Here is a 23,568-nt window from a genome sequence, read left to right as displayed (position 1 = left end):
GCGTCACTCCCGGCCGCGGCGGCGGGGGGGGGGCCCCGCGCCGGCGCCATCGCGCCTGTCCGCCCGCGCCGGGGTCAGCGCCGGTTTCGTCGCTGCTGGTCGCTGGAGCGGCGCACGACCAGCTCCGGCTGGAACACCACGTGCCGGTGCCGGTGCGTCTCGCCGGACGCGGCCTCCTCCAGCAGCAGTTGCGCCGCGGTGCGGCCGAGCTGCTCGCGGGGTTGACGCACCGACGACAGCGGCACCGCCGCCGCGCCGGCGAACTCGATGTCGTCGTAGCCGACGATGGCCATGTCGGCGGGCACCCGCATGCCCCGCGCGGTCACCTCCTGCAGCACGCCGAGCGCGATCAGGTCGTTGGCGCAGAAGACGGCGGTGGGACGTTGCCGGGCGGGCAGGGCCAGCAGGTCCTCGGCGGCGCGCCGCCCGGCGGCGACGGTCAGGCTGGTGGTCGTCGCGACCCGCAGTTCGGCGCCGTCGCCGCGTTCGTCCAGCGCGGCGGCGGCCCCGGCGTGCCGTTCGGCGACCTGGGCGATGGAGAACGGGCCACCGAGGTACGCGATGCGGCGGTGGCCCTGGTCGAGCAGGTGGTCCATGGCCAGCCGGCCGCCGAGCACGTCGTCGACGGCCACCGAGCAGCGGCTGGCCCGGCCCGAGCCCCGGTCGACGAGCACCACCGGAATACCGCGGTCGATCAGCTTGTCCAGGTTGGGTTGGGAGCCGTGACGGACCGGGGTGATGAGCACTCCACGGACCCGCTGCTCCTCCAGCAGATCCAGGTGCCGGCGTTCCCGGGCGCTGTCCTCGCCGCTGTTGCAGACGACGAGCATGGCGCCGGCCTCCTCGACCGCCTGTTCGGCGCCGCGCACCACGTCGGTGAAGAACGGGTTGGCCACGTCCAGCACGACGATGGCGATGGTGCGGCTCTGTCCGGCGCGCAGTTGGCGGGCGGAGTCGTTGCGGACGTAGCCGAGCTCGGTGATGGCCTCGAGCACCCGCTGGCGGGTGGCGGGGGCGACCGTGTCGGGCCGGTTGAGCACGTTGCTCACCGTGCCGAGGGAAACGCCGGCGTGCCGGGCCACCTCTTTGATGTTCGCCGCTGCCATGGCTCCTCGACGATTGGTGCGGTGGTTGATTGCGGCCCGCGGTCGGGCGCGGGCACCCGGTCGCGGTGTTTCCCGCTGCCGTACCGGCGGGTCGGGACGGGTCCGACCGGGTGACGACCGGCAGTCTATAGCGCCTAAAACGTTTCATCCAGCCGGCAGGCGGTACCGGCGCGCCCCGGGCGCAGGCCGTAGGAGCGGTTCCGGACCCGCCGTGGAGGTCCGCTCGGGCAACAGGCGAGAAATCGCCGGGAAACTCTTGACGGTCGCGAATGCCTGCCCCTACGGTCCATGGAACAACGAATGAAACGATTCAGGAGGGGTCGGATGAACCCCGGCGCACCGGGCGCGGACGGCGCTCCCCTGCTGGCACTGGACGGCGTGACGAAGTCCTTCGGGGCCGTCGCCGCGCTGCGTGGGGTGCACCTGGCGCTGCACTCCGGTGAGGCCCACGCCCTCGTCGGGGAGAACGGGGCCGGCAAGTCGACCCTGGTGAAGATCCTGGCTGGGGCGCACGCCCCGGACTCCGGCCGGATGACCCTCGACGGCCGCCTGCTGGAACTTCGCGGCCCCGCCGACGCTCGGGCCGCCGGTATCGCCGTCATCTACCAGGAGCCGACCCTGTTCCCGGACCTCTCGGTCGCGGAGAACATCTTCATGGGCCGGCAACCACTGCGCGGCCTGCGTCGCATCGACACCCGGGCGATGAACCGCGACGCCGAGCAGCTGTTCCAGCGGCTGGGTGTCCGGATCGACCCGAGCCGGCCCGCCCGCGGGCTCTCGATCGCCGACCAGCAGCTCGTCGAGATCGCCAAGGCGCTCTCCTTCGACGCCCGCGTCCTGATCATGGACGAGCCGACCGCCGCGCTCTCCGGGGTCGAGGTGGAGCGGCTCTTCGGCGTCGCCCGGTCGCTCTGCGAACGCGGCGCCGCGGTGCTGTTCATCTCGCACCGCTTCGACGAGGTGTTCGACCTCTGCCAGCGCATCACCGTGCTGCGCGACGGGGCCTGGGTCTCCAGCGACAGCGCCGCCGACCTCACCGTCGACGAGGTGGTGCGGCGCATGGTCGGCCGGGACGTCTCCTCGCTCTATCCGAAACAGGACGCACCGCTACGCGACACCCTGCTGGAGGTGCGGGGGCTCAGCCAGGCCGGCGTCTTCTCCGACGTGTCCTTCTCCGTCCGAGGCGGTGAGATCGTCGCCCTGGCCGGGCTGGTCGGCGCCGGCCGCAGCGAGGTCGCCCGCGCCGTCTTCGGTGTCGACCGCTACGACGCCGGGGAGGTACGCGTCGCCGGCCGGGCCCTGCCGCCGGGCAGCCCGCGCAAGGCGATCGCCGCCGGCATGGCGCTCGTGCCGGAGGACCGCCGGCAGCAGGGCCTGGTCATGGAGCTGTCGGTGGAGCGCAATGTCACCCTGGCCCGCCGGCGGGCGCTGAGCCGGCTCGGCATGCTCCTCGGCGCCGCCGAGCGGGCCGAGGCCCGGCGCTGGACCCGGCGGCTGCAGGTCAAGACGTCCCGCCTCGCCGCGCCGGTGGCGACCCTGTCCGGCGGCAACCAGCAGAAGGTCGTGCTCGCCAAGTGGCTCGCCACCGAGCCGCGGATCCTGATCATCGACGAACCGACCCGCGGCATCGATGTCGGCACCAAGGCCGAGGTCCACCGGCTGCTGTCCGAACTGGCCGGCGAGGGCCTCGCGATCCTGATGATCAGTAGCGAGCTGCCCGAGGTGCTCGGCATGGCGGACCGGGTCCTGGTCATGCACGAGGGGCGCGTGGTCCGCGAGCTGCCCCGGGCCGAGGCCGACGAGACCTCCGTGATGTTCGCCGCCACCGGTCAAGGAGCGACCGCATGAGCCTCACCGACACCGGCGCGTCCGAACGGGTCGCCGACCACCCGCCGCCCGGCCCCGGCCGGCAGCGCCGCGGTCTCACCGAGCGGCTGCTCGCCGTACGGGAGCTGAGCCTGCTGATCGCGCTGGGCGCGCTGATCCTTGTCACCACCGTGCGCAACGACCGGTTCCTGAGCGCGCAGAGCATCAAGGACCTCCTGCTGGGCTGCGCGATCCTGGTGATCCTCGCGGTCGGCCAGACCCTGGTCATCGTCACCCGCAACGTCGACCTCTCCGTGGGGTCGATCCTGGGGCTGGTCGCCTTCGCCGCCGGGGAGCTCTTCCTCGCCGCGCCCGGCACTCCCTGGCCGGTCGCGCTCCTGCTCGGCGTGGCGCTGGGTGCGCTGTGCGGGGCGGTCAACGGCGGGCTGATCGCGGTGGCCAAGGTCCCGGCGCTGGTCATCACCCTGGGCACCCTCTACGCGTTCCGGGGCGTCGACTACTACTGGGCCGCCGGCCGGCAGATCAACGCCGCCGACATGCCCCGGGCATTCCTCCGGCTGGGCAACCAGACGGTGCTCGGCGTACCCGTGCTCTTCCTGGTCGCGCTGTTCGTGGTCGCCGCCGTCGGTTTCTACCTGCGCTCCTACCGCAGCGGCCGGGAGCTCTACGCGATCGGCTCCGAGCCGGCCGCCGCCCGGCTGTCCGGCATTCCGGTCGGCCGGCGGGTCTTCGCCGTCTTCGTGGCCAACGGGGCGCTCGCCGGCCTCGCCGGCGTGCTCTACGCCGCCCGGTTCGGCACCCTCGACGCCGCCGCCGGCAGCGGCCTGGAACTGCAGGTCGTCGCCGCCGCGGTGGTCGGCGGGGTGGCGATCTTCGGCGGCAGCGGCAGCGCGTACGGCGCGGCGCTCGGCGCCGTCCTGCTCACCACGATCGGCAGCTCGCTGGCCGTCCTGCGCATCGACCCGTTCTGGCAGCAGGCCGTGGTCGGCGCGCTCATCCTCGCCGCCATCGGCCTGGACCGGCTCCTAGCCCTCCGGATGGCGGCCCGGCTCAGAGGGAGAAGCGCACATGGCGCATGACAGCCTGTACGCCGCGCCGCCGTCTGGCGCGGACACCGAGCGGGAGGCGGGCCGCCTGGCCGGTCTGCGCACCGCCGTCGGCTCCTGGGACGCGGCGATCGTGGCCGCCCTGGTGGTGGCCGTGCTGCTGGCGAGCTTGTTGGTGCAGAACTTCGCCTCCGGCCGCAACGTGCAGTTCCTGCTGCTCGACCTGGTGCCGCTGGCGCTGCCCGCGCTGCCCATGACGCTGATCGTGATCACCGGAGAGATCGACCTGTCGGTGGCCAGCATGGTCGGGCTGTGCAGCACCCTGATGGGTCAGATGTGGCTGTCCACCGGGCTGTCGCTGGAGCTGATCTGCGTGCTGGTCGTGGTGATCGGCGCGGCGCTGGGCGCGGTCAACGGCGTGTTCATCACCGGGTTCGGCCTGCCGTCGCTGGCCGTGACGATCGGCACCCTCGCCCTGTACCGAGGACTGTCCTTCGTCGTCCTCGGCGACCAGGCGGTGGCCGACTTCCCGGCCAGTTGGACCGCCGCCGCGGTGCAGAACCTGCCCGGCACGTCGATCCCCGCCGCAGTCGTCCCGGTGCTGCTGCTGGCGCTGGTGTTCGGCGTCGTCCTGCACGCCACGCCGGCCGGCCGGGCGCTGTACGCCATGGGCAACAACGACGAGGCGGCGACGTTCGCCGGCGTGTCGGTGGCCCGGACGAAGTTCTGGCTTTTCGTGGTCTCCGGGGCCGTCTGCGGGCTGGTCGGGATCTTCTGGACCCTGCGCTACGCCAGCGCCCGTGGTGACAACGCCACCGGTCTGGAGCTGACCGTGGTGACCGCGGTGCTGCTCGGGGGCGTGTCGATCTTCGGGGGCCGCGGCGGGCTGCTCGGCGTGGTGGCCGGCGTCCTGCTCCTGGGTGTCCTACGCAACGCGCTGCAGCTCGCGGACGTCGACGCCAATGCGCTGACGATCGTCACCGGAACCCTGCTCATCGCCTCCGTGGTACTCCCCAACGCCGTCGCGGACGTCCGCGCCCGGCTACACCGCCGACGGCAACGCGCGCACGCGACCGCGGCGTGACCGTCTCCGCTTCCCCCATCACCTCCGAAAGGATATCGATGTCCGCGTACAGAAGAGGGCTCAGCGTCGGGGCCACCGCCCTCACCCTCACCGCGCTGCTGCTCTCCGCCGCCTGTGGCGGCACCACCCGCGAGAACTCCGGCACCGACACCGGCGGCGGCGCGCAGGCCGGCGGCACCGCCAACCCGGACGCCCAGATCAAGGAAGGACTCAAGATCGCCTTCCTGCCGAAGCAGGTGAACAATCCCTACTTCACCACCTCGGACAACGGCGGCAAGGAGGCGGTGACCGGGTTCAAGGGGAACTTCAAGGAGGTCGGCCCCTCCGAGGCCAGCGCCTCGTCGCAGGTCAGCTACATCAACACGCTGTCGCAGCAGGGCATGGACGTCATCGTGACCTCGGCGAACGACCCCAACGCGATCTGCGGCGCGCTGAACCAGGCGAAGGCGGCTGGCGCGAAGATCGTGACCTTCGACTCCGACACCAAGCCGGAGTGCCGCCAGATCTTCGTCAACCAGGTGACCGCGCAGGGCATCGCGGAGAACCAGGTCAAGCTCATCTCGCAGCAGATCGGCGGCGAGGGCGAGATCGCCATCCTCTCCGCCACCGCCAACGCGACCAACCAGAACGCCTGGATCGCGCTGATGAAGGAAGAGCTGAAGAAGCCCGAGTACAGCAAGATCAAGCTGGTCACGGTGGCGTACGGCAACGACGACGACCAGAAGTCCTTCCAGGAGATGCAGGGTCTGCTGCAGTCGTACCCCAACCTGAAGGGCGTCATCTCCCCGACCACCGTCGGTGTCGCGGCTGCCGCCCGTTACCTCAGCGGCTCGCAGTACAAGGGCAAGGTCAAGCTGACCGGCCTGGGTACCCCGAACCAGATGCGTGAGTACATCAAGGACGGCAGCGTCGACGCGTTCGCCCTATGGAACCCGGCCGACCTCGGCTACCTCGCCGCGTACGCGGGCGCCGCGCTCGCCTCCGGCCAGATCACCGGTGCCGAGGGCGACAAGTTCAAGGCCGGCAAGCTCGGCGAGTTCAGCGTCGGCAAGGACGGCGTGGTCGTCCTCGGCCCGCCCACCGTGTTCGACAAGAGCAACATCGACCAGTTCCAGTTCTGACCGCCTCCCCCTGGCGGTGCCGGCGCCCGTCGCGCCGGCACCGCCAGGGCGAGGCACCGACGGGAGAACCATGCCCCGCGTCTGCTTCACCTTGCAGGTCGATCCCGCCCGCCTCCACGAGTACCGGGCCCGGCATGCGCGCGTGTGGCCGGAGATGCTCGCCGCCCTGGCCGAGAGCGGATGGCGCGATTACTCCCTCTTTCTCCGTGCAGACGGCCTGCTCGTGGGGTTCCTGGTGACCGACGACTTCGCGGCGGCCCAGGCCGCCATGCAGGCCCGCGACGTCAACGCCCGCTGGCAGGCGGAGATGGCGTCCTTCTTCCTCAACCTCGACCAGGGCACGGCCGACCGTGCCATGCGGCCACTGGACGAGGTCTTCAACCTCGAGGCGCAGCTCGCCGCCCAGACGGGAGAAACACCATGACCCAGAACGACGCGCCGACCGACGAGGGAGTCAAGCAGGCCCTGCGCGCGCAGCGCATCGAAACCCCGTCCTGGGCGTACGCGAACTCCGGCACCCGCTTCAGGGTCTTCCCTCAGGACGGTGTGCCCCGCAACCCGTACGAGAAGATCGCCGACGCCGCGACGGTGCACCGGCTGACCGGGGTGGCACCCACGGTGGCCCTGCACATTCCGTGGGACCAGGTCGACGACTACGCCGCGCTGGCGAAGCACGCGACGGACCTGGGGGTAGCGCTCGGCGCGATCAACTCGAACGTGTTCCAGGACCCGGACTACATGCTTGGCAGCGTCACCAACCCGGACCCGCGGGTGCGACGCAAGGCGACCGACCATCTCCTCAAGTGCGTCGACGTCATGGACGCCACCGGTTCGCGCGATCTGAAACTGTGGTTCTCCGACGGCACCAACTACCCTGGCCAGGACGACATCCGCGCCCGGCAGGACCGCCTCGCCGCCGCACTGCGGGAGGTGTACGGCCGACTCGGTCCGAATCAGCGGATGCTGTTGGAGTACAAGCTGTTCGAGCCCGCCTTCTACACCACAGACGTGCCGGACTGGGGCACCGCCTACGCGCACTGCCTGGAGCTCGGGCCGAAGGCGCAGGTCGTCATCGATACCGGACACCACGCGCCGGGCACGAACATCGAGTTCATCGTGGCGTTCCTGCTGCGTGCCGGAAAGCTCGGCGCCTTCGACTTCAACTCCCGGTTCTACGCCGACGACGACCTGATGGTCGGCGCGGCGGACCCGTTCCAGCTTTTCCGCATCATGCACGAGATCGTCCGCGGCGACGCCCTGCGCCCGGAGGCCGGCATCGCGTTCATGCTCGACCAGTGCCACAACATCGAGCCGAAGATCCCCGCGATCATCCGCTCGGTGCTCAACGTGCAGGAGGCCACCGCGAAGGCATTGCTCGTCGACGCCGACGCGCTCGCCGCCGCACAGCAGGCGGGTGACGTTCTCGGCGCCAACGCGGTCCTGATGGACGCCTACAACACCGACGTGCGGCCGCTGCTCGCCGAGCAGCGCGCCGAGATGGGCCTAGACCCCGACCCGATCGCCGCCTACGTCCGATCCGGCTACTTCGAGCGCATCCGCGCCGAACGGGCCGGCGGGCAGCAGGCCGGCTGGGGCGCCTGACCACCACCCGAGAACGCATACAGGAGGCGTGAGGACGATGCATCCCGAGGTACAGGCGCTCATCGCGCGGAGCAACCGGCTCGGCGCCGACCCGACCACCACCAATTACGCCGGCGGCAACACCTCCGCCAAGGGCGAGGCCACCGATCCGGTGACCGGTGGCCCCGTCGAGCTGGTCTGGGTCAAGGGCTCGGGCGGCGACCTGGGCACGCTAACCGAGGCCGGCCTGGCCGTGCTCCGGCTCGACCGCCTCCGGGCCCTCGTCGAGGTCTACCCGGGCGTCGAGCGGGAGGACGAGATGGTCGCCGCGTTCGACTACTGCCTGCACGGGCGGGGTGGGGCTGCGCCGTCGATCGACACGGCCATGCACGGGCTGGTCGACGCCGCACATGTCGACCACCTGCACCCCGACGCCGGCATCGCGATCGCCACCGCCGCCGACGGGCCCGAGTTGACCAAGGAGATCTTCGGCGACCGGGTGCTGTGGGTGCCGTGGCGGCGGCCCGGTTTCCAGCTCGGCCTCGACATCGCCGCCGTCGCGCAGGCCAACCCGCAGGCGATCGGCGTCATCCTCGGCGGGCACGGCATCACCGCCTGGGGGGCGACCAGCGAGGAGTGCGAGCGCAACTCGCGGGAGATCATCCGCTGCGCGCAGGCGTACCTGGACGAGCGGGGCCGGCCCGAGCCGTTCGGCCCGGTGATCCCCGGCTACGAGCCGCTGCCGCCCGACGAGCGGCACGTCCGGGCGGCGGCGCTGGCGCCGGTCATCCGGGGTCTGGCGTCGACGGACCGCGCCCAGGTCGGGCATTTCACCGACAGCGACGCGGTGCTCGACTTCGTCGCCCGCGAACGGCACCCCGCGCTCGCCGCGCTCGGCACCTCCTGCCCGGACCACTTCCTGCGTACCAAGGTCCGCCCGATGGTGCTCGACCTGCCGGCGAGAGCCCCGCTCGACGAGGCGGTCGCCCGGCTCAAGGAACTGCACGCCGCCTACCGCGACGACTACCGCGCCTACTACGAGCGGCACGCCACTCCGGACAGCCCGCCGATGCGCGGCGCCGACCCGGCCATCGTCCTCGTGCCCGGAGTGGGCATGTTCAGCTTCGGGGCCAACAAGCAGACCGCCCGGGTCGCCGGCGAGTTCTACGTCAACGCCATCAACGTCATGCGCGGCGCCGAGGTGGTGTCCAGCTACGCGCCCATCGACGAGGCCGAGAAGTTCCGCATCGAGTACTGGGCTCTCGAAGAGGCCAAGCTGACCCGCATGCCCAAGCCGAAACCCCTCGCCACCCGGATCGCCCTGGTCACCGGCGCCGGCTCCGGCATCGGCCGGGCCATCGCCCACCGCCTCGCCGCCGAGGGCGCCTGTGTGGTCGTCACCGACCGGGACACCGCCGCAGCCGAAAGGGTCGCCGGTGAGCTGGGCGGGCCGGACGTCGCGGTGGCCGTACCGGTGGACGTCACCGACGCCGAGGCGGTGGCCGTCGCGGTCCGCGCGGCGGTGCTCGCCTACGGCGGCCTGGACCTGGTGGTCAACAACGCCGGGCTGTCGCTGTCCAAGTCGCTGCTGGAGACGACCGAGGCGGACTGGGACGTGCAGCACGACGTGATGGCCAAGGGCTCCTTCCTGGTCTCGCGGGAGGCCGCCCGGGTCCTCATCGATCAGGGGATGGGCGGCGACATCGTCTACATCTCCAGCAAGAACTCGCTGTTCGCCGGCCCGAACAACGTCGCCTACGGCGCCGCCAAGGCCGACCAGGCGCACCAGGTCCGCCTGCTCGCCGCCGAACTCGGCGGCCACGGCATCCGGGTCAACGGCGTGAACCCCGACGGGGTGGTGCGCGGCTCCGGCATCTTCGCCGGCGGATGGGGCGCCCAGCGCGCCGCCGTCTACGGGGTGCCGGAGGAGAAGCTGGGCGAGTTCTACGCCCAGCGCACGCTGCTCAAGCGGGAGGTACTGCCCGAGCACGTGGCCAACGCCGTCTTCACGCTCACCGGCGGCGACCTGTCCCACACGACGGGTCTGCACATCCCCGTGGACGCCGGCGTCGCCGCGGCCTTCCTCCGCTGACCCGGCCTGATGCGGGATGAGGGCGACGATGCTCGTGGAGAATCCGGTGCTCGACGAGGAGGACCTTCGGCTGCTGCGGTTGCTGGCGACGGGGGTGCCGCTGGAGACGGTGGCGCGCCGGTCGGGGATGTCCGAACGGACCGTGCGCCGACGGATACGGGCCATCTGCGACCGGCTCGGCGTGACCGCCTCGATTCAGGCGGTCGTGTGGGCAGCTCGGCGGGGGATGCTGTGAGCAGCGTCCACCTCGCCGCCGTGGACCTGGGCGCGTCCAGCGGCCGGGTCATGCTCGCCCGCGTCGGACCAGGCCACCTGGAGCTGGCCGAGGTGCACCGAGTTCCCAACGAACCCGTGCGGGTCGGGAACACCTTGCACTGGGACATCCTCGCCCTCTATCGGGGCATCCTCGACGGCCTGCGCGCCGCCGGGCCGGTGACCAGCATCGGCGTCGACTCCTGGGCCGTCGACTACGGGCTGCTCGACGCCTCCGGCGCGCTGCTCGGCAACCCGGTGCACTACCGGGACAGCCGCACCGACGGGGTGGCCGAACGGATCGCCGAACAGCTGGGCGAGGAACGGCTCTACACGACCACCGGCCTGCAGCAACTGCCGTTCAACACGCTCTACCAGCTCGCCGCCGCGGCCAGCACGCCGCAGCTGGACATCGCCCGCCGGCTGCTGCTGATCCCGGACCTCATCGCGTACTGGCTCACCGGTCAGCTCGGCGCCGAGATCACCAACGCCTCGACGACCCAGCTGTACGACCTGCGCCGGCGGGCCTGGGCCACCGGCCTGATGGCCGACGCGGGCATCCGCAGCGAGCTGTTCCCGCCGCTGCGCGAGCCGGGCACCCGGATCGGCCCGGTCCTGCCCGACCTGGGTCTGCCCGGCTCGCCGCAGGTGGTGGCCGTGGGTTCGCACGACACCGCCTCGGCGGTGGTGGGCGTGCCGGCGGCGGGGGACCACTTCGCCTACATCTCCTGCGGCACCTGGTCCCTGGTGGGAGTCGAACTCGACGCCCCGGTGCTCACCGAGGCGAGCCGGCAGGCCAACTTCACCAACGAATCCGGCGTCGACGGCACGATCCGCTACCTGCGCAACGTGATGGGTCTGTGGCTGCTGCAGGAATCGCTGCGTACCTGGGGTAGCCCCGACCTGCCCGATCTGCTGCGGCGGGCGGCCCTCGAACCGGCCTTCCGCTCCGTCGTGGACCCGGACGACCCGACGTTCCTGCCGCCCGGCGACATGCCCGCGGGCATCGCCGACGCGTGCCGGCGTGCCGGCGAATCGGTACCCGCCACCCCGGCCGCCACCGTCCGCTGCATCATCGACAGCCTCGCCCTGGCGCACCGGCGGGCCGTCCGCCAGGCGCAGCAGCTCTCCGGCCGGCATGTCGACGCCGTGCACATCGTCGGCGGCGGCGCCCGTAACGAACTGCTGTGCCAGCTCACCGCCGACGCCTGCGGACTGCCGGTGCTCGCCGGGCCGGTCGAGGCCACCGCGCTCGGCAACGTTCTGGTACAGGCCCGCGCCGCCGGTGTCATCGGCGCCGACCTGGCCGCCCTGCGGGCCGTGCTGCGCGAGACCCAGCACATCGTGCGGTACGAGCCGCGCGGCGACGAGGCGGTCTGGCGGGCCGCCGAGACCAGGATGGGTGGGTGAACATGCGCATCGCCCTGTTCGTGACCTGCCTCGCCGACACTCTCTTTCCCGAGGCGGCGAAGGCGACGGTGCGGTTGTTGGAGCGTCTGGGGCATGAGGTGGTGTTCCCGGCCGATCAGACGTGCTGCGGGCAGATGCACGTGAACACCGGTTACCCGGACGAGGCGTTGCGGCTGGTGCGCCGGCATGTGCGGGTGTTCGCCCCGTATGACGTGGTGGTCGTCCCGTCCGGCTCCTGCGTCGCTTCGGTGCGGCACCAGCACGCGATGGTGGCCCGCCGGGCCGGCGACGAGCGGTTGGCCGTTCGGGCGGAGGAGGTTGGCCGGCGCACGTACGAGTTGTCGGAGTTGCTGGTCGACGTGTTGGGGGTGACGGATGTGGGGGCGTACTACCCGCATCGGGTGACCTATCACCCGACCTGTCATTCGTTGCGGATGCTGCGGGTGGGGGATCGGCCGTTGCGGTTGCTGCGTGCGGTGCGGGGTTTGGATCTGGTGGACCTGCCGCAGGCGGAGCAGTGTTGCGGGTTCGGTGGGACGTTCGCGGTGAAGAACGCGGACACCTCCACGGCGATGCTGGCGGACAAGATGCGTCATGTGTTGGCGACGCGGGCTGATGTGTGTACGGCGGGGGATGCGTCGTGCCTGATGCACATCGGTGGTGGCCTGTCCCGGCTGAGGGCGGGGGTGCGTACGGTGCATCTGGCGGAGATCCTGGCCAGCACGGAGGGCTCGGAGACGGCGGGGGAGCGGGACCGGTTGGAGGTGCGATCGTGAGCCGCACGTTTCTGGGCATGCCGGCGACGGCGCCGCGCGGGGTGGGGCACCTGCGTGGCGACGAGCCGTTCCCCGTGGCGGCCCGGCGGGCGTTGGGTGACGCGCAGCTGCGCCGCAACCTGCGCCACGCCACCACCACCATCCGAGCCAGGTCGGGGGCGGTGATCGACGAGGTGCCGGACTGGGCGGAGCTGCGTGCCGCCGGATCGGCGATCAAGGCCGACACCATGGCCCGTCTGCCGGAGCTGCTCGAACAGTTGGAGGCGGCGGTCACCGCGGCCGGTGGCACCGTGCACTGGGCGGCCGACGCGGTCGAGGCGAACCGGATCGTGACCGAGCTGGTGGCCGCGACCGGCAGCGACCGGGTCATCAAGGTCAAATCGATGGCGACCCAGGAGATCGGCCTCAACGAGGCGCTGGAGGCGGCCGGGATCGAACCGGTGGAGACCGACCTGGCCGAGCTGATCGTGCAGCTCGGCCGGGACCGGCCCAGCCACATCCTGGTGCCGGCGATCCACCGCAACCGGGCGGAGATCCGGGAGATCTTCCGGCGGGAGATGCCCGACGTCGACCCCGGGCTGACCAACGAGCCGGCGGCCCTGGCCGCCGCCGCCCGCCGCTACCTGCGCCGGATTTTCCTGAGCAGCCGGGTAGCCGTGTCCGGGGCGAACTTCGGTGTCGCCGAGACCGGCACCCTTGCGGTGGTGGAGTCCGAGGGCAACGGACGGATGTGTCTCACCCTCCCGGAGACCCTGATCACCGTGATGGGCATCGAGAAGGTCATCCCCAGCTGGGCGGACCTCGGGGTGTTCCTGCAACTGCTGCCGAGGGCGTCGACCGGGGAACGGATGAACCCGTACACCTCGATGTGGACCGGGGTCACCCCCGGCGACGGGCCGCAGCAGGTGCACCTGGTACTGCTGGACAACGGCCGCAGCGCGGTGCTCGCCGACGAGGTCGGCCGGCAGGCGCTGCACTGCATCCGCTGCTCCGCCTGCCTCAACGTCTGCCCGGTCTACGAGCGCACCGGCGGGCACGCCTACGGGTCGGTCTACCCGGGGCCGATCGGGGCGGTGCTGTCCCCCCAGCTGACCGGGGTCGCCGACAACGCCTCCCTGCCGTATGCCTCATCGCTCTGCGGCGCCTGCTACGACGCCTGCCCCGTGATGATCAACATTCCGGAACTGCTGGTCCACCTGCGCAGCCAAGCCCCCCACCCACGCGCCGAAGCGGCGGTGATGGCCGCGGCCGCGTACACGATGGACCACCCGGCGCTGTACGCGGCCGCGCAGCGGGCCGCGGGCCTGGCCCGGGTCGCCGGCCGCGCCCTGCCCCCACCGCTGAACGGCTGGACCAGCAGCCGCGACCTGCCGCAGCCGCCATCGCAGACCTTCCGCCAGTGGTGGGCCGAGCGGTGAACTCACGCCAGCTTGTCCTCGGCCGGATCCGCGCCGCCCTCGGCGACACCCCGGCGACACCGGTCGATGTCCCACGCGAGTACCGGCCCGCCGGCTCCGCCGCCGTCGACCTCGACCTGCTGGTCCACCGGCTGACCGACTACCGGGCCACCGTCCACCGGTGTGCCGACGGCGAGGTCGCACAGGTGATCGACCGGTTCCTCGGCGGCCGGCGCATCGTGATCCCGCCCGGACTGCCCCGGCACTGGCTGCCCGACACCGTTGCCGCGGTGATCGACGAGAACCTCACCGCGGAGCAGATCGCCGCCGTCGACGGGGTCGTCACGGCGGCCGCCGTGGCCGTCGCCGAAACCGGCACCATCGTCCTCGACGCCGACCCGGACCAGGGCCGCCGGATCATCAGCCTGCTGCCCGACGTGCACGTCTGCGTGTTGCGGGCCGACCAGGTCGTCGCCAGTGTGCCGGACGCCCTCGCCCGGGTTGCTCCGCACCGGCCGCTGACCTGGATCAGCGGGCCCTCCGCCACCAGTGACATCGAACTCAACCGGGTCGAGGGCGTCCACGGGCCCCGACAGCTGCACGTCGTGATACTTCCCCCCGCTTAGTAGATCGATGGGGAAAGGGGAGCCGCGGTCAGCCGATGCTGACCCGGACCGGTTCGCCGTCCGGGGCCCGGACGGTCAGGGTGGCCCGACCGTCGGCGACGGTCACCTCGCCCCGGTCGGCGCGTACCGGCCGGTTGGTGGCGAAGACCGCGACATCCTCGGCCTGGGTCGGCCGGAGCAGCACCTCCGAGCCGTTCCGGGCGACCAGTTCGCAGCTGCTCTCCAGCAGCGTGGCCGGCCCGACGCGGACCCCGGCGGGCAGCATCAGTCCGGCGCGGGCGCCGATCCGCAGCCGCCGGCCGGACAGTACGGGCTCGCCCCGGTGCCACAGGCCGAACTCGATCGCCGACGGCGCGACGTTGACCAGGTGCAGCAGCCGCTGGCCGGAGCGGTCCACGGTCGAGGTGAGCAACAGCCCGGTTTCGCCTGCGTCGTGCCGGAGCCGGGGCCGTACCCCGAGCCGGTCCAGCGCCGCTCGCCAGAAGTCCAGGTGGCACGGGTAGTCGGTGGCGATCACCACGGCCAGGCCGGCGCCCACGGTCACCTCGGCGCCGCACGCCCGGCCGGAGCCGACCTCGGTGAGCAGCCGTTCACCGGACCCGGTGAGCAGTTGGGCGTAGCCGACCCGGACTTCGGCAGGGCCGGCTGCCCAGTCGCGGCCCACCACCGACGGGAAGTAGTGCGGGCCGCCCTCCAGCCAGCCGTCCGCCCGCAGCCCGAGTGCGTCGGCCAGCAGGGTGCACGGCGTGCCGTCGTGGTCGCGGGTTGGCAGCGGTCCGTGCAGCAGCAGCCGGCCGCCGGCCCGCAGATGGTCGACCAGCCGCTGCTGGACGTCCGAACCGAGGGTGGGGGCGGTGGCCAGCACCAGCACCGGCGGGGCGCCGCCCGGCGCCGGAGCCTGCAGGTCCACCGCGGGGAACGAGTAGCCGGCGAGCAGCAGCGCCCGTGCCAGCACGTCCCGCGAGCCCATGCCGCGGAACCGTTCCAGCTCGGCGACCTGCTCCGCCCGGTTGGTGGACGCCGGGTGGTGGTACTCGGTCAGGTAGTGGTCGGGAACGAAGCCGAGGGCGAACCCGTCGTGTTCCTCGTCGCCGTCGGCGAGCAGGTCGGCCACCCCGCGTACGGCGTGCAGCGCCCGTCGGGCCGCGGGGTACGTCGGGTTGAGGCGGCCATCCGGGTCAACCGGGGCGGCGAAGCCGTGCCGCTCACCGGTGAACGCGATCCGGTCGTTGCCGTCGCCGACCGGCTCGGCCAGCAGCGGGTTGTGGCCGCCGGCGAACAGGTAGAGGTTGAGCAGCCGGTTGCCCTGCGCCACGCACAGCCGGGTCTTCAGGTCAATCGCCTCGGGCGGGTACAGCGTCGACAGGTCCTCACCGTAGTCGCCGTTGCCGGCCTCGAACTCCAGGCAGGTCAACGGCTGATCGCCGTCGTGCGCGGCGGCCAGGAACGCGTTGGACACGTACAGGTCGGCGACGTTGGTGACGGTGAGGTCGCCGAGGTAGTAGTCCGAGCCGGAGGTGAGCTGCGGCTGCCCACGGTACGACTCCATGAGCTGGCTGATCCCGATCGGGAAGGTGCGCCCCCGCCCGCCGCCGGTGCCGTGCACGTTGACCAGGAACGGCACCCCGGTCACCCCGTACCGCTCAGCGCCGGCCCGCAGCGCCGTCACGTACCGGCGGTAGCGGTCCCGCATGTAGCGGCCCAGGTCGTCGTGCAGCGCCAGGGACCGCTCCTCGCCCGGGGTACGCAGGGCGGCGGCCCACGCCGGCGGATCGGTCGGGTCGGCGCCGATGCGCGCCGCGGCGGCGTCCTTGCCGTACCGCTCGACGGCCCACCGGGCCAGGTCGGCGCAGAGCCCGTCGGTGAGGTCGGGGGAGTTGGTCACCCAGGACAGCATCCCGATCTCGTTGTCCAGCTGGACCGCCACCACCGGGCCGCCGCGTGGCGCGAGGCGCTCCGCGATCAGCGGCATCACCTGCGCGTACCAGCCGTCGGCCGCGGCGAGGAACTCCGGCGCCAGATAGTCGATGGTGCGGGTACTGGTCGGCGCGCCGTCCCAGGTGGTCGGCAGCAGGTGCGGGTGCTCGTCGTACACCCGATAGGGAATGCCCTCGTTCTTGACCTCCGCCATGATGAACGGCCCGGGACGCACCACCGCCCGCAGCCCGCGCTGGTGCGCGAGGTCGAGGAAGCCGGCCAGGTCGCGTTGCTCGTGGGTGCGCCCAGTCAGGTCGACCGAGCCGTTCGGCAGTTCGTGCCACAGCCACGGCACGTACGTGGCGACGGTGTCGCCGCCGCAGTCGCGGAGCCGGTCGAGCCGGTCCGCCCAATCGGCCCGGGCGAGGCGGAAGTAGTGCACCTCACCGGCGAGCAGCAGTTCGGGGCGGCCGTCGACGAGGATCCTGCGATCCCGGAGTAGCACTTCTGACATATGGGGCAGAGCTCCTCACGCCGGAGATTGTGGATCTGAGACTTGTGAACTTCGTCTCGGCTGCCTATGGTCGCTGAAACCGGTTTCTGTTAACCGCACGTTACGGATCGAGGGAGCGATGAGCAACAGCCGCATGACGGTTCGCGAGATCGCCAAGCTCGCCGGCGTCTCCGTGGCCACCGTCTCCCGGGTCTCCAACGGCACCGGTCAGGTCTCCGACGAGATGCGCTGCCGGGTGCTGGAGGCGATCGAAAAGCACGGATACCGTCCGGGCCATCTCGGCCGCGCCCTGGCCGCCGGCCGGCACGGCGCCCTCGGCCTGGTCTTCCCCGGCCTGTCCGGCCCGTACTTCACCGAACTGATCCAGGGCTTCGAGTCCGAGGCGGTGCCGTCCCGGGCCAGCGTGCACATCCTCTGCACGCACCTGCGCTCCGACTCGGACGACCAGGTGCTGGAGATGGGCCGCCGGGTGGACGGCGTGGCCGTCATCGGCGGCACCATCTCCGACGACGCGCTGCTCCGGCTCGCCGAGATGGTCCCGGTGGTGGTGGTCGCCGGCGAGGGACCGGGCGACATCGCCTCGGTACGCGCCGAGAACCCCGGTAGCATGGCGGCGCTCACCCGGCACCTGCTCGCCGACCACGACCTGCGCGACCTGGTCTTCGTCGGCAACCCGGAGGGCTCGCCCGACGTCAGCGAGCGCTGGGCCGGCTTCCGGCAGGCGCACCACGACCTGGGCATCGCCCCGCCCAACGAGCCGGTCGCGATCGGCCTGCAACAGGCCGACGGGGTGCTCGCCGCCGAGCGGCTGCTGGGCGGCGACAACCCGCGGCCCGGCGGGGTGGTCTGCGCCAACGACGAGGCCGCCCTCGGCGTACTGGTCGGCGCCCTCGGCCGGGGCCTGCGGGTGCCGCAGGATCTGGTCATCACCGGCTTCGACGACGTGCCGGCGGCCGCCATCGTCACCCCCGCCCTGACCACCGTCCGGCAACCCGTCCGCGAGTTGGCCGCCGAGGCGGCCCGGCTGATCCTGCGTGCCGTTGACCAGCCCGGCAGTACCCCCGAGGGCAGCCTCGTGCTGCCCACCGAACTCGCCCTGCGCAGCAGTTGCGGCTGCCCGGCGAACCCCCTGACTGGAGGTACCCGCAAGTGAGAAGATCCACGATCATCCGCGCCGTCGCGCTCGCCACGGCCGCCACCCTGGCGGTTGGGGGGTGCACCGGCACCGAGCAGCAGTCCTCCGGAGGCACCGACGGCCGCGTCGCCTTCCTCGACTACGGCGATTTCGGCGGCGGCAGCAACCCGCAGGCCAACTACAACCCGTACCTCGACGCCACCCGACTCGGCGCGACGGATTACGTCTTCGAGCAGCTCATCGTGTACGACAAGTTCGCCTGCGAGGCGAAGCCGTGGTTGGCCACCGAGTACGCGTGGAAGGACCCCAAGACGCTGGTCTGGACGCTGCGCGATGGGGTGAAGTGGAACGACGGCAAGCCGTTCACCGCCGACGACGTGGTGTTCACCTACGAGCTGCTCAAGCAGCACAAGGCGCTGGACACCACGGGAATCTGGCGCTACCTCGGCGCGGTCCAGGCCACCGACCCGAAGACCGTCACGATGACCTTCACCGAGCCGGGCGCCGCCGCGTTCACCCTGTTCGGCGAGATCAAGATCGTGCCCAAGCATGTCTGGTCCGGTGTGCCCGATCCGGTGACCTTCACCAACGCCGAGAAGCCGGTGGGGACCGGGCCGTTCACCGTCAAGGCGTTCAACCCGCAGCAGCTCACCCTGGGCCGCAACCCGGACTACTGGCAGGCCGACAAGGTGCGGGTCGACGAGATCCGGTTCCACAAGGCCGACGGCGGCGGCCAGGTCGACCAGCTCAAGCTCAGCCGTGGCGAGTACGACCACAACGCGATGTTCGTGCCGGACATCAAGAAGGCCTACGTGGACCGGGACCCGGAGCACAACCACTACTGGTACCCGCCGGGCGGCTCGATCAGCTTCTACATGAACCTCACCAAGGTGCCGTTCAACGACACCGCCTTCCGCAAGGCGCTGCTGACCGCGTTCAACCGGCAGGAGATCGCCGACAAGGCCCAGCTCGGGTACGTCAAGCCGGCCAGCCAGACCGGGCTCGTGGTGCCCGGCCAGGCCGACTGGATCTCCAAGGACATCCCGGACCAGGGCGTCCTGGGCTTCGACGCGGCCAAGGCCGACGCGGCGCTGGCGGCCGCCGGCTACCGCAAGAACGGCCAGGGCAAGCGGCTCGGCAAGGACGGCAAGCCGATCGCCTTCACGTTCCGGACCCCGGGTGAGTGGACCGACTGGGTGCAGGCCGGCAAGATCATCGTCGGTAACCTGACCGCGCTCGGCTTCGACGTGCGCCAGGAAGGCCCGACGCCCGAGACGTACGAGGCCGACCGGGCCGCCGGCAACTACGACACCCTGCTCGGCGTACACGGTGGAAGCTGCAACATGTTCCGCAACTTCCAGGAGCCGCTGGCCAGCGACCAGTCCGCGCCGATCGGCCAGAAGGCGGCGAGCAACTTCGTCCGGTGGAACGACCCGCGTACCGACCAGCTCATCGACACGCTGCGTACCGCAACCGACGAGTCCGCGCAGAAGGCCGCAGTCGCCGACCTGACCAAGGTGATGGTCGACGAGGTGCCGATGATCCCGCTCTGGTACGGCGCCAAGTGGTTCCAGTACCGCACCGCTCGGGCGGTGGGCTGGCCCAGCGAGGAGAACCCGTACGCCGCGCCGGGCGACAACCTGCTGATCATCACGAACCTCAAGCCCGCGACCGCAGCTAAGTAACTCCCCGGCCGGCCGGCGCCACCCCGCGCCGGCCGGCCCCCGCACCAGGGAGGACCCGGTGGCCTACTTCGCCAGGCGTTTCGCCTTCTTCCTCGCCACCCTGTGGGCGGCGGTGACGCTCAACTTCCTCATCCCCCGACTGCAACCCGGCGACCCGGCCGAAGCCATCGTGTCTCGGATCAGCGGCAAGGGCCAGACAGTCGACCCGGCCCAGCTCGAGGCCGTCCGGACCATGCTCGGGGTGCCCGGCGGCAACCTTCTCGAGCAGTACGTGCGGTACCTCGGCGCGGTGTTCAGCGGCGACTTCGGGGTCTCCTACAGCTACTTCCCGTACTCGGTGACCCACATGATCGGCCAGGCGCTGCCGTGGACGCTGGTGCTGGTCGGGGTGACCCAGATCCTGTCGTTCGTCATCGGCACGCTGCTCGGCACCTGGGCCGCGTACCGGCGCAACACCCGGGTCGACTCGGTGATCACGCTCGGCTCCACGTTCGTCGGCACCCTGCCGTTCTTCTGGATCGCCCTGCTGCTGATCTACGTCTTCGCGATCACCCTGCGGTGGTTCCCCGAGCGCGGCGGCTACGGCGGCGGCAGCAGTCCCGGCTGGGACTGGCTGTTCATCTCGGACGCCTTCCAGCACAGCGTGCTGCCCGGCCTGGCGTTGCTGATCACCGGCCCGATCGGGTGGATCATCGGGATGCGCAACAACATGGTGCAGAGCCTCGGCGAGGACCACGCCCGGCTGGCCGTCGCCCGCGGCCTGCCGGAGCGCCGCATCGCGATCACCTACGGCGCGCGCATCGCGATCCTGCCCAACGTCACCGGCTTCGCCATCGCGCTGGGCAGCATCCTCGGCGGCACCGTGCTGGTGGAGACGGTGTTCAACTATCCCGGCATGGGCCGGCTGCTGCTCGAGTCCGTGTCCAACAAGGACTTCCCGCTGATGCAGGCGATCTTCCTGTTCACCACGATCGGGGTGCTGGTCGCCAACTTCCTGGCCGACATCCTGTACGGCTTCCTCGACCCCCGCGTGCGGAAGGCGGAAAAGTCATGAGCACCCCCGCTCCCGCCGTACCCACCCCCGGCCGGGACACCGAGTCCCTCCAGGTCGCCGCAGTCGAGCTGGGCCGGCGTAGCGGGACGCCCGGCCGGCTACCGGGCCGCCTGGGCCGGCCGCCCGGCTGGTTCGTCATCCTCTGGCGCAACCGCAAATGCCGGATCGGCCTCCTCATCCTGGCCGGATTCGTCCTGGTGGCCCTCTTCGCCCCGGTGCTGGCGCCATACGACCCCCGGGCCGACGAGTATCCGACCTCGCTCGGCCCAACCAGCGACCACTGGCTGGGCACCACCGTCCAGGGCGAGGACGTCTTCTCGCAGCTCGTCGTGGGCGCCCGCACCTCACTCATCGTCGGCCTGGCGGCCGGCCTGCTCTCCACGCTGATCGGGCTGGTGATCGGGCTGACCGCCGGCTACCTGGGCGGCTGGGTCGACGAGATCCTCTCGTTCCTGATCAATCTCGGTCTGGTGGTGCCCGCGCTGCCGCTGATGGTCACCCTCGCCGCGTACTCTCCGGTGCACGGCCTGTGGCTGATCATCTTCGTGATCAGCGTGACCGGCTGGGCGTACGGCGCCCGGATCAAGCGCTCGCAGATCATCACCCTGCGCACCCGCGACTACATCACCGCGGCCCGGTTCGCCGGCGACGGCACCGCCCGGATCATCGCCCGGGAGATCGTGCCGAACATGACCTCGCTGATCGTGGTCGGTTTCATGGGCGCCGCCCTGGCCGCCATCGGCGGCGAGGCCGGCCTGGCCTTCCTCGGCCTCGGCGACCCGCTCACGGTCAGCTGGGGGACCATGCTCAACCAGGCCAGCCTGGGCGGCGCCATGATCACCGGGCAGTGGGCCTGGCTGATCGCCCCCGGTCTGGCACTGGCCCTGCTCATCACGTCGTTCACCCTGATCAACTTTGGGATCGACGCGCTCAGCAACCCTCACCTTCGGGAGGACTAGTGGCTGACCTGCTCGAGGTAGACCAGCTGTCGGTGACGTACACACCGCGGGACCAGCCGGCCGTGCGGGCGGTCCGGGACCTCTCGTTCACCATCGCCGACGGCGAGTTCGTGGGGCTGCTCGGCGAGTCCGGCTGCGGCAAGTCCACACTGGGCAACGCGCTGCTGCGGCTGCTGTCGCCGCCCGCTCGAATCAGCGGCGGGCGGGTGCTGTTCGACGGCGCCGACCTGGCCACCCTGGACAGCCGCCGGCTCCGCGAGCTGCGCTGGACCAACCTGTCCACGGTGTTCCAGAGCAGCATGAACTCGCTCAATCCGGTGATCCGGGTACGCGAGCAGTTCGCCGACACGTTCGCCGCGCACCGGGTCACCGACGACCTGGACACCCGGGCCTCGGAGCTGATGGAGCTGGTCTCCCTGGACCGGCGGGTGCTGCGCGCCTTCCCGCACGAACTCTCCGGCGGCATGAAGCAGCGCGTCGCGCTGGCCCTCGCGCTGGCGCTGCGGCCGAAGCTGGTGCTGCTCGATGAGCCGACCACCGGGCTGGACGTCGTGGTGCAGCGCAGCATCCTCGACCGGCTCGCCGAGCTGCGCCGGGAACTCGGCTTCGCGGTGCTGTTCATCAGCCACGACCTGGGCGCCGTGCTGCAGATGGCGGACCGGGTGCTGGTGATGTACGCGGGTGAGCTCGTCGAGGACCGGCCGGCCGGCGAGCTGCGCAGTGACCCGCGGCATCCGTACACTCGCGGGCTGCTCGGATCGTACGCCGATCCGCGGCTGCCCGAGGTGCGGATCACCTCCATCCCGGGCCGGCCGCCGGACCTGTCCGTGGAACACTCCGGCTGCCTGTTCACCCCCCGCTGCCCGTACGCCGAGGACACCTGCGCGGGCACCCATCCCGCCCTGCTGCCCGACCACGGCGGCCTGGTTCGCTGTCTGGTGGCGCAGGGCGACCGGCTGCCCGCGACACCGCCCGGACCGCTCACCGGCGCGACCGTCGATCCGGCCTTCCTGGCCACTGGCGGTTCCGAGGTGGCCAGCGTGCCCCCCGGTGCCGTGGGCGCGACCGGTGTCGGGTCGCCCGGCGCCGCCGATGCCGAGTCGGCCGTCGGGACGTCGAGTGCTGTCGATGGCGGGTTACCCGGTGCCGGCGAGACGGGCCCGGTGCTGGTGGTCGACGACGTACACAAGCGCTACACCACCCGCAAGGGGCTGCGCACCAGCACCGTCAACGCGGTCAGCGGGGTGTCCCTGGCGCTGCGCCGCGGCCGGGTCACCGCGCTGGTCGGGCAGAGTGGCAGCGGCAAGACCACCATCGCCCGGCTGGTCACCGGCATCGAGCGGCCCACCACCGGTACGGTGCGGTTCACCGGCGGTGGGAACGGGGACGGCGACCCGATTCGGGTGGACCGGTTGCGTGGCCGGGCGCTGCGCGACTACCGCCGGCACGTGCAGATGGTGTTCCAGGACCCGTTCGCCGCGCTCAATCCCACCCGGACGGTGGCGTACGCGTTGTCCCGACCGCTGGTCAACTACGCCGGCCTGCGCGGCGGCGCGGTGCGCGAGCGGGCGGCGGAGCTGCTGGAAAACGTCGGACTTTTCCCGGCCGGGCAGTTCCTCGACAAGCTGCCGCACCAGCTCTCCGGCGGCCAGCGGCAGCGGGTGGTCATCGCCCGGGCGCTCGCCCCGGATCCGGAAATCCTGATCGCCGACGAGCCGATCTCCATGCTCGACGTGTCGATCCGCGCGGAGATCCTGGAGCTGCTCGCCGACCTGGTCCGTACCCGCCGGCTGGCCATGCTCTACATCACCCACGACCTGCTCAGCGCCCGACTGCTCGCCGACGAGGTGCTGGTACTCAATCGGGGTGAGCTGGTGGAGCGCGGCCCCACCGCCGAGGTGATCGGAGCCCCCCGCGACGACTACACCAAACTCCTGCTCGACTCGATCCCCCGGGTGTAGGACGGCACACGGCGTCCGGCTGCGG

Annotated in this window: 19 protein-coding genes; 17 read left to right on the top strand and 2 right to left on the bottom strand. The window is 71.5% G+C overall.

Annotation, left to right across the window (positions count from 1 at the left end; all coding sequences use genetic code 11):
* Window positions 1-74: 74 nt before the first annotated feature.
* Window positions 75-1,106: a LacI family DNA-binding transcriptional regulator gene (locus tag AB0I41_RS08415; RefSeq protein WP_357103501.1), complete on the bottom strand. Its 1,032-nt coding sequence runs from the start codon at window positions 1,104-1,106 to the stop codon at window positions 75-77.
* Window positions 1,107-1,430: 324 nt separating this feature from the next.
* Between AB0I41_RS08415 and AB0I41_RS08410 the strand changes: the two genes are divergently transcribed.
* The 12 genes from AB0I41_RS08410 to AB0I41_RS08355 all read left to right on the top strand — a co-directional run bounded on the left by AB0I41_RS08410 (window position 1,431) and on the right by AB0I41_RS08355 (window position 14,318).
* Complete coding sequence (locus AB0I41_RS08410) at window positions 1,431-2,954, top strand: sugar ABC transporter ATP-binding protein (protein WP_357103498.1); 1,524 nt, start codon at window positions 1,431-1,433, stop codon at window positions 2,952-2,954.
* Window positions 2,951-4,012, top strand: coding sequence for an ABC transporter permease (locus AB0I41_RS08405; protein WP_357103495.1), 1,062 nt, complete (start codon window positions 2,951-2,953; stop codon window positions 4,010-4,012). Before AB0I41_RS08410 ends, AB0I41_RS08405 begins: the two co-directional genes overlap by 4 nt.
* A complete protein-coding gene (locus AB0I41_RS08400) occupies window positions 4,002-5,063 on the top strand; it encodes an ABC transporter permease (protein ID WP_357103492.1) in 1,062 nt (353 codons plus the stop codon). Before AB0I41_RS08405 ends, AB0I41_RS08400 begins: the two co-directional genes overlap by 11 nt.
* A gap of 38 nt (window positions 5,064-5,101) precedes the next feature.
* Window positions 5,102-6,184, top strand: a complete 1,083-nt coding sequence (gene rhaS / locus AB0I41_RS08395) for a rhamnose ABC transporter substrate-binding protein (protein ID WP_357103489.1) — start codon at window positions 5,102-5,104, stop codon at window positions 6,182-6,184.
* A gap of 70 nt (window positions 6,185-6,254) precedes the next feature.
* Window positions 6,255-6,608 (top strand): L-rhamnose mutarotase, encoded by a 354-nt coding sequence (locus AB0I41_RS08390; protein WP_357103486.1) that lies wholly within the window; start codon window positions 6,255-6,257, stop codon window positions 6,606-6,608.
* Window positions 6,605-7,786 (top strand): L-rhamnose isomerase, encoded by a 1,182-nt coding sequence (gene rhaI, locus AB0I41_RS08385; RefSeq protein WP_357103483.1) that lies wholly within the window; start codon window positions 6,605-6,607, stop codon window positions 7,784-7,786. The genes AB0I41_RS08390 and rhaI overlap by 4 nt, the downstream gene beginning before the upstream one ends.
* 37 nt (window positions 7,787-7,823) lie before the next feature.
* Window positions 7,824-9,857 (top strand): bifunctional aldolase/short-chain dehydrogenase, encoded by a 2,034-nt coding sequence (locus tag AB0I41_RS08380; protein ID WP_357103480.1) that lies wholly within the window; start codon window positions 7,824-7,826, stop codon window positions 9,855-9,857.
* 28 nt (window positions 9,858-9,885) lie between these two features.
* Window positions 9,886-10,092, top strand: a complete 207-nt coding sequence (locus AB0I41_RS08375) for a LuxR C-terminal-related transcriptional regulator (RefSeq protein ID WP_357103477.1) — start codon at window positions 9,886-9,888, stop codon at window positions 10,090-10,092.
* Window positions 10,089-11,519, top strand: coding sequence for a rhamnulokinase family protein (locus AB0I41_RS08370; protein WP_357103474.1), 1,431 nt, complete (start codon window positions 10,089-10,091; stop codon window positions 11,517-11,519). The genes AB0I41_RS08375 and AB0I41_RS08370 overlap by 4 nt, the downstream gene beginning before the upstream one ends.
* Window positions 11,520-11,521: 2 nt before the next feature.
* On the top strand, window positions 11,522-12,295 hold the full coding sequence (locus AB0I41_RS08365; RefSeq protein WP_357103471.1) for a (Fe-S)-binding protein: 774 nt from the start codon (window positions 11,522-11,524) through the stop codon (window positions 12,293-12,295).
* Between the two features lie 17 nt (window positions 12,296-12,312).
* Window positions 12,313-13,713, top strand: a complete 1,401-nt coding sequence (locus AB0I41_RS08360; protein WP_357103511.1) for a lactate utilization protein B — start codon at window positions 12,313-12,315, stop codon at window positions 13,711-13,713.
* On the top strand, window positions 13,710-14,318 hold the full coding sequence (locus tag AB0I41_RS08355) for an LUD domain-containing protein (RefSeq protein ID WP_357103468.1): 609 nt from the start codon (window positions 13,710-13,712) through the stop codon (window positions 14,316-14,318). The genes AB0I41_RS08360 and AB0I41_RS08355 overlap by 4 nt, the downstream gene beginning before the upstream one ends.
* 28 nt (window positions 14,319-14,346) lie before the next feature.
* On the opposite strand, the gene AB0I41_RS08350 is transcribed toward AB0I41_RS08355, so the two are convergent.
* Entirely contained in the window at window positions 14,347-16,749 is a 2,403-nt protein-coding gene (locus AB0I41_RS08350; RefSeq protein ID WP_357103465.1) for a beta-galactosidase, read from the bottom strand.
* Window positions 16,750-16,867: 118 nt separating this feature from the next.
* On the opposite strand from AB0I41_RS08350, the gene AB0I41_RS08345 reads away from it, so the two are divergent.
* Genes AB0I41_RS08345 through AB0I41_RS08325 form a run of 5 tightly spaced genes read left to right on the top strand, consistent with a single transcriptional unit; the run spans window position 16,868 to window position 23,543 of the window.
* Window positions 16,868-17,902, top strand: coding sequence for a LacI family DNA-binding transcriptional regulator (locus tag AB0I41_RS08345; protein WP_357103463.1), 1,035 nt, complete (start codon window positions 16,868-16,870; stop codon window positions 17,900-17,902).
* Window positions 17,899-19,569 carry an ABC transporter substrate-binding protein gene (locus AB0I41_RS08340; protein ID WP_357103460.1) on the top strand — a complete coding sequence of 557 codons (1,671 nt, stop codon included), beginning with the start codon at window positions 17,899-17,901 and terminating at the stop codon, window positions 19,567-19,569. Before AB0I41_RS08345 ends, AB0I41_RS08340 begins: the two co-directional genes overlap by 4 nt.
* A gap of 58 nt (window positions 19,570-19,627) precedes the next feature.
* Entirely contained in the window at window positions 19,628-20,623 is a 996-nt protein-coding gene (locus AB0I41_RS08335; protein ID WP_357103457.1) for an ABC transporter permease, read from the top strand.
* Window positions 20,620-21,582: an ABC transporter permease gene (locus AB0I41_RS08330; protein ID WP_357103454.1), complete on the top strand. Its 963-nt coding sequence runs from the start codon at window positions 20,620-20,622 to the stop codon at window positions 21,580-21,582. Before AB0I41_RS08335 ends, AB0I41_RS08330 begins: the two co-directional genes overlap by 4 nt.
* A complete protein-coding gene (locus tag AB0I41_RS08325; RefSeq protein ID WP_357103451.1) occupies window positions 21,582-23,543 on the top strand; it encodes an ABC transporter ATP-binding protein in 1,962 nt (653 codons plus the stop codon). The genes AB0I41_RS08330 and AB0I41_RS08325 overlap by 1 nt, the downstream gene beginning before the upstream one ends.
* Window positions 23,544-23,568 lie beyond the last annotated feature (25 nt).

It is taken from the genome of Micromonospora sp. NPDC050200 (assembly GCF_040656135.1).
Lineage (GTDB): Bacteria > Actinomycetota > Actinomycetes > Mycobacteriales > Micromonosporaceae > Micromonospora.
Note: the sequence above shows the minus strand (reverse complement) of the source record. Positions and strands in the feature narration are given on the sequence as shown.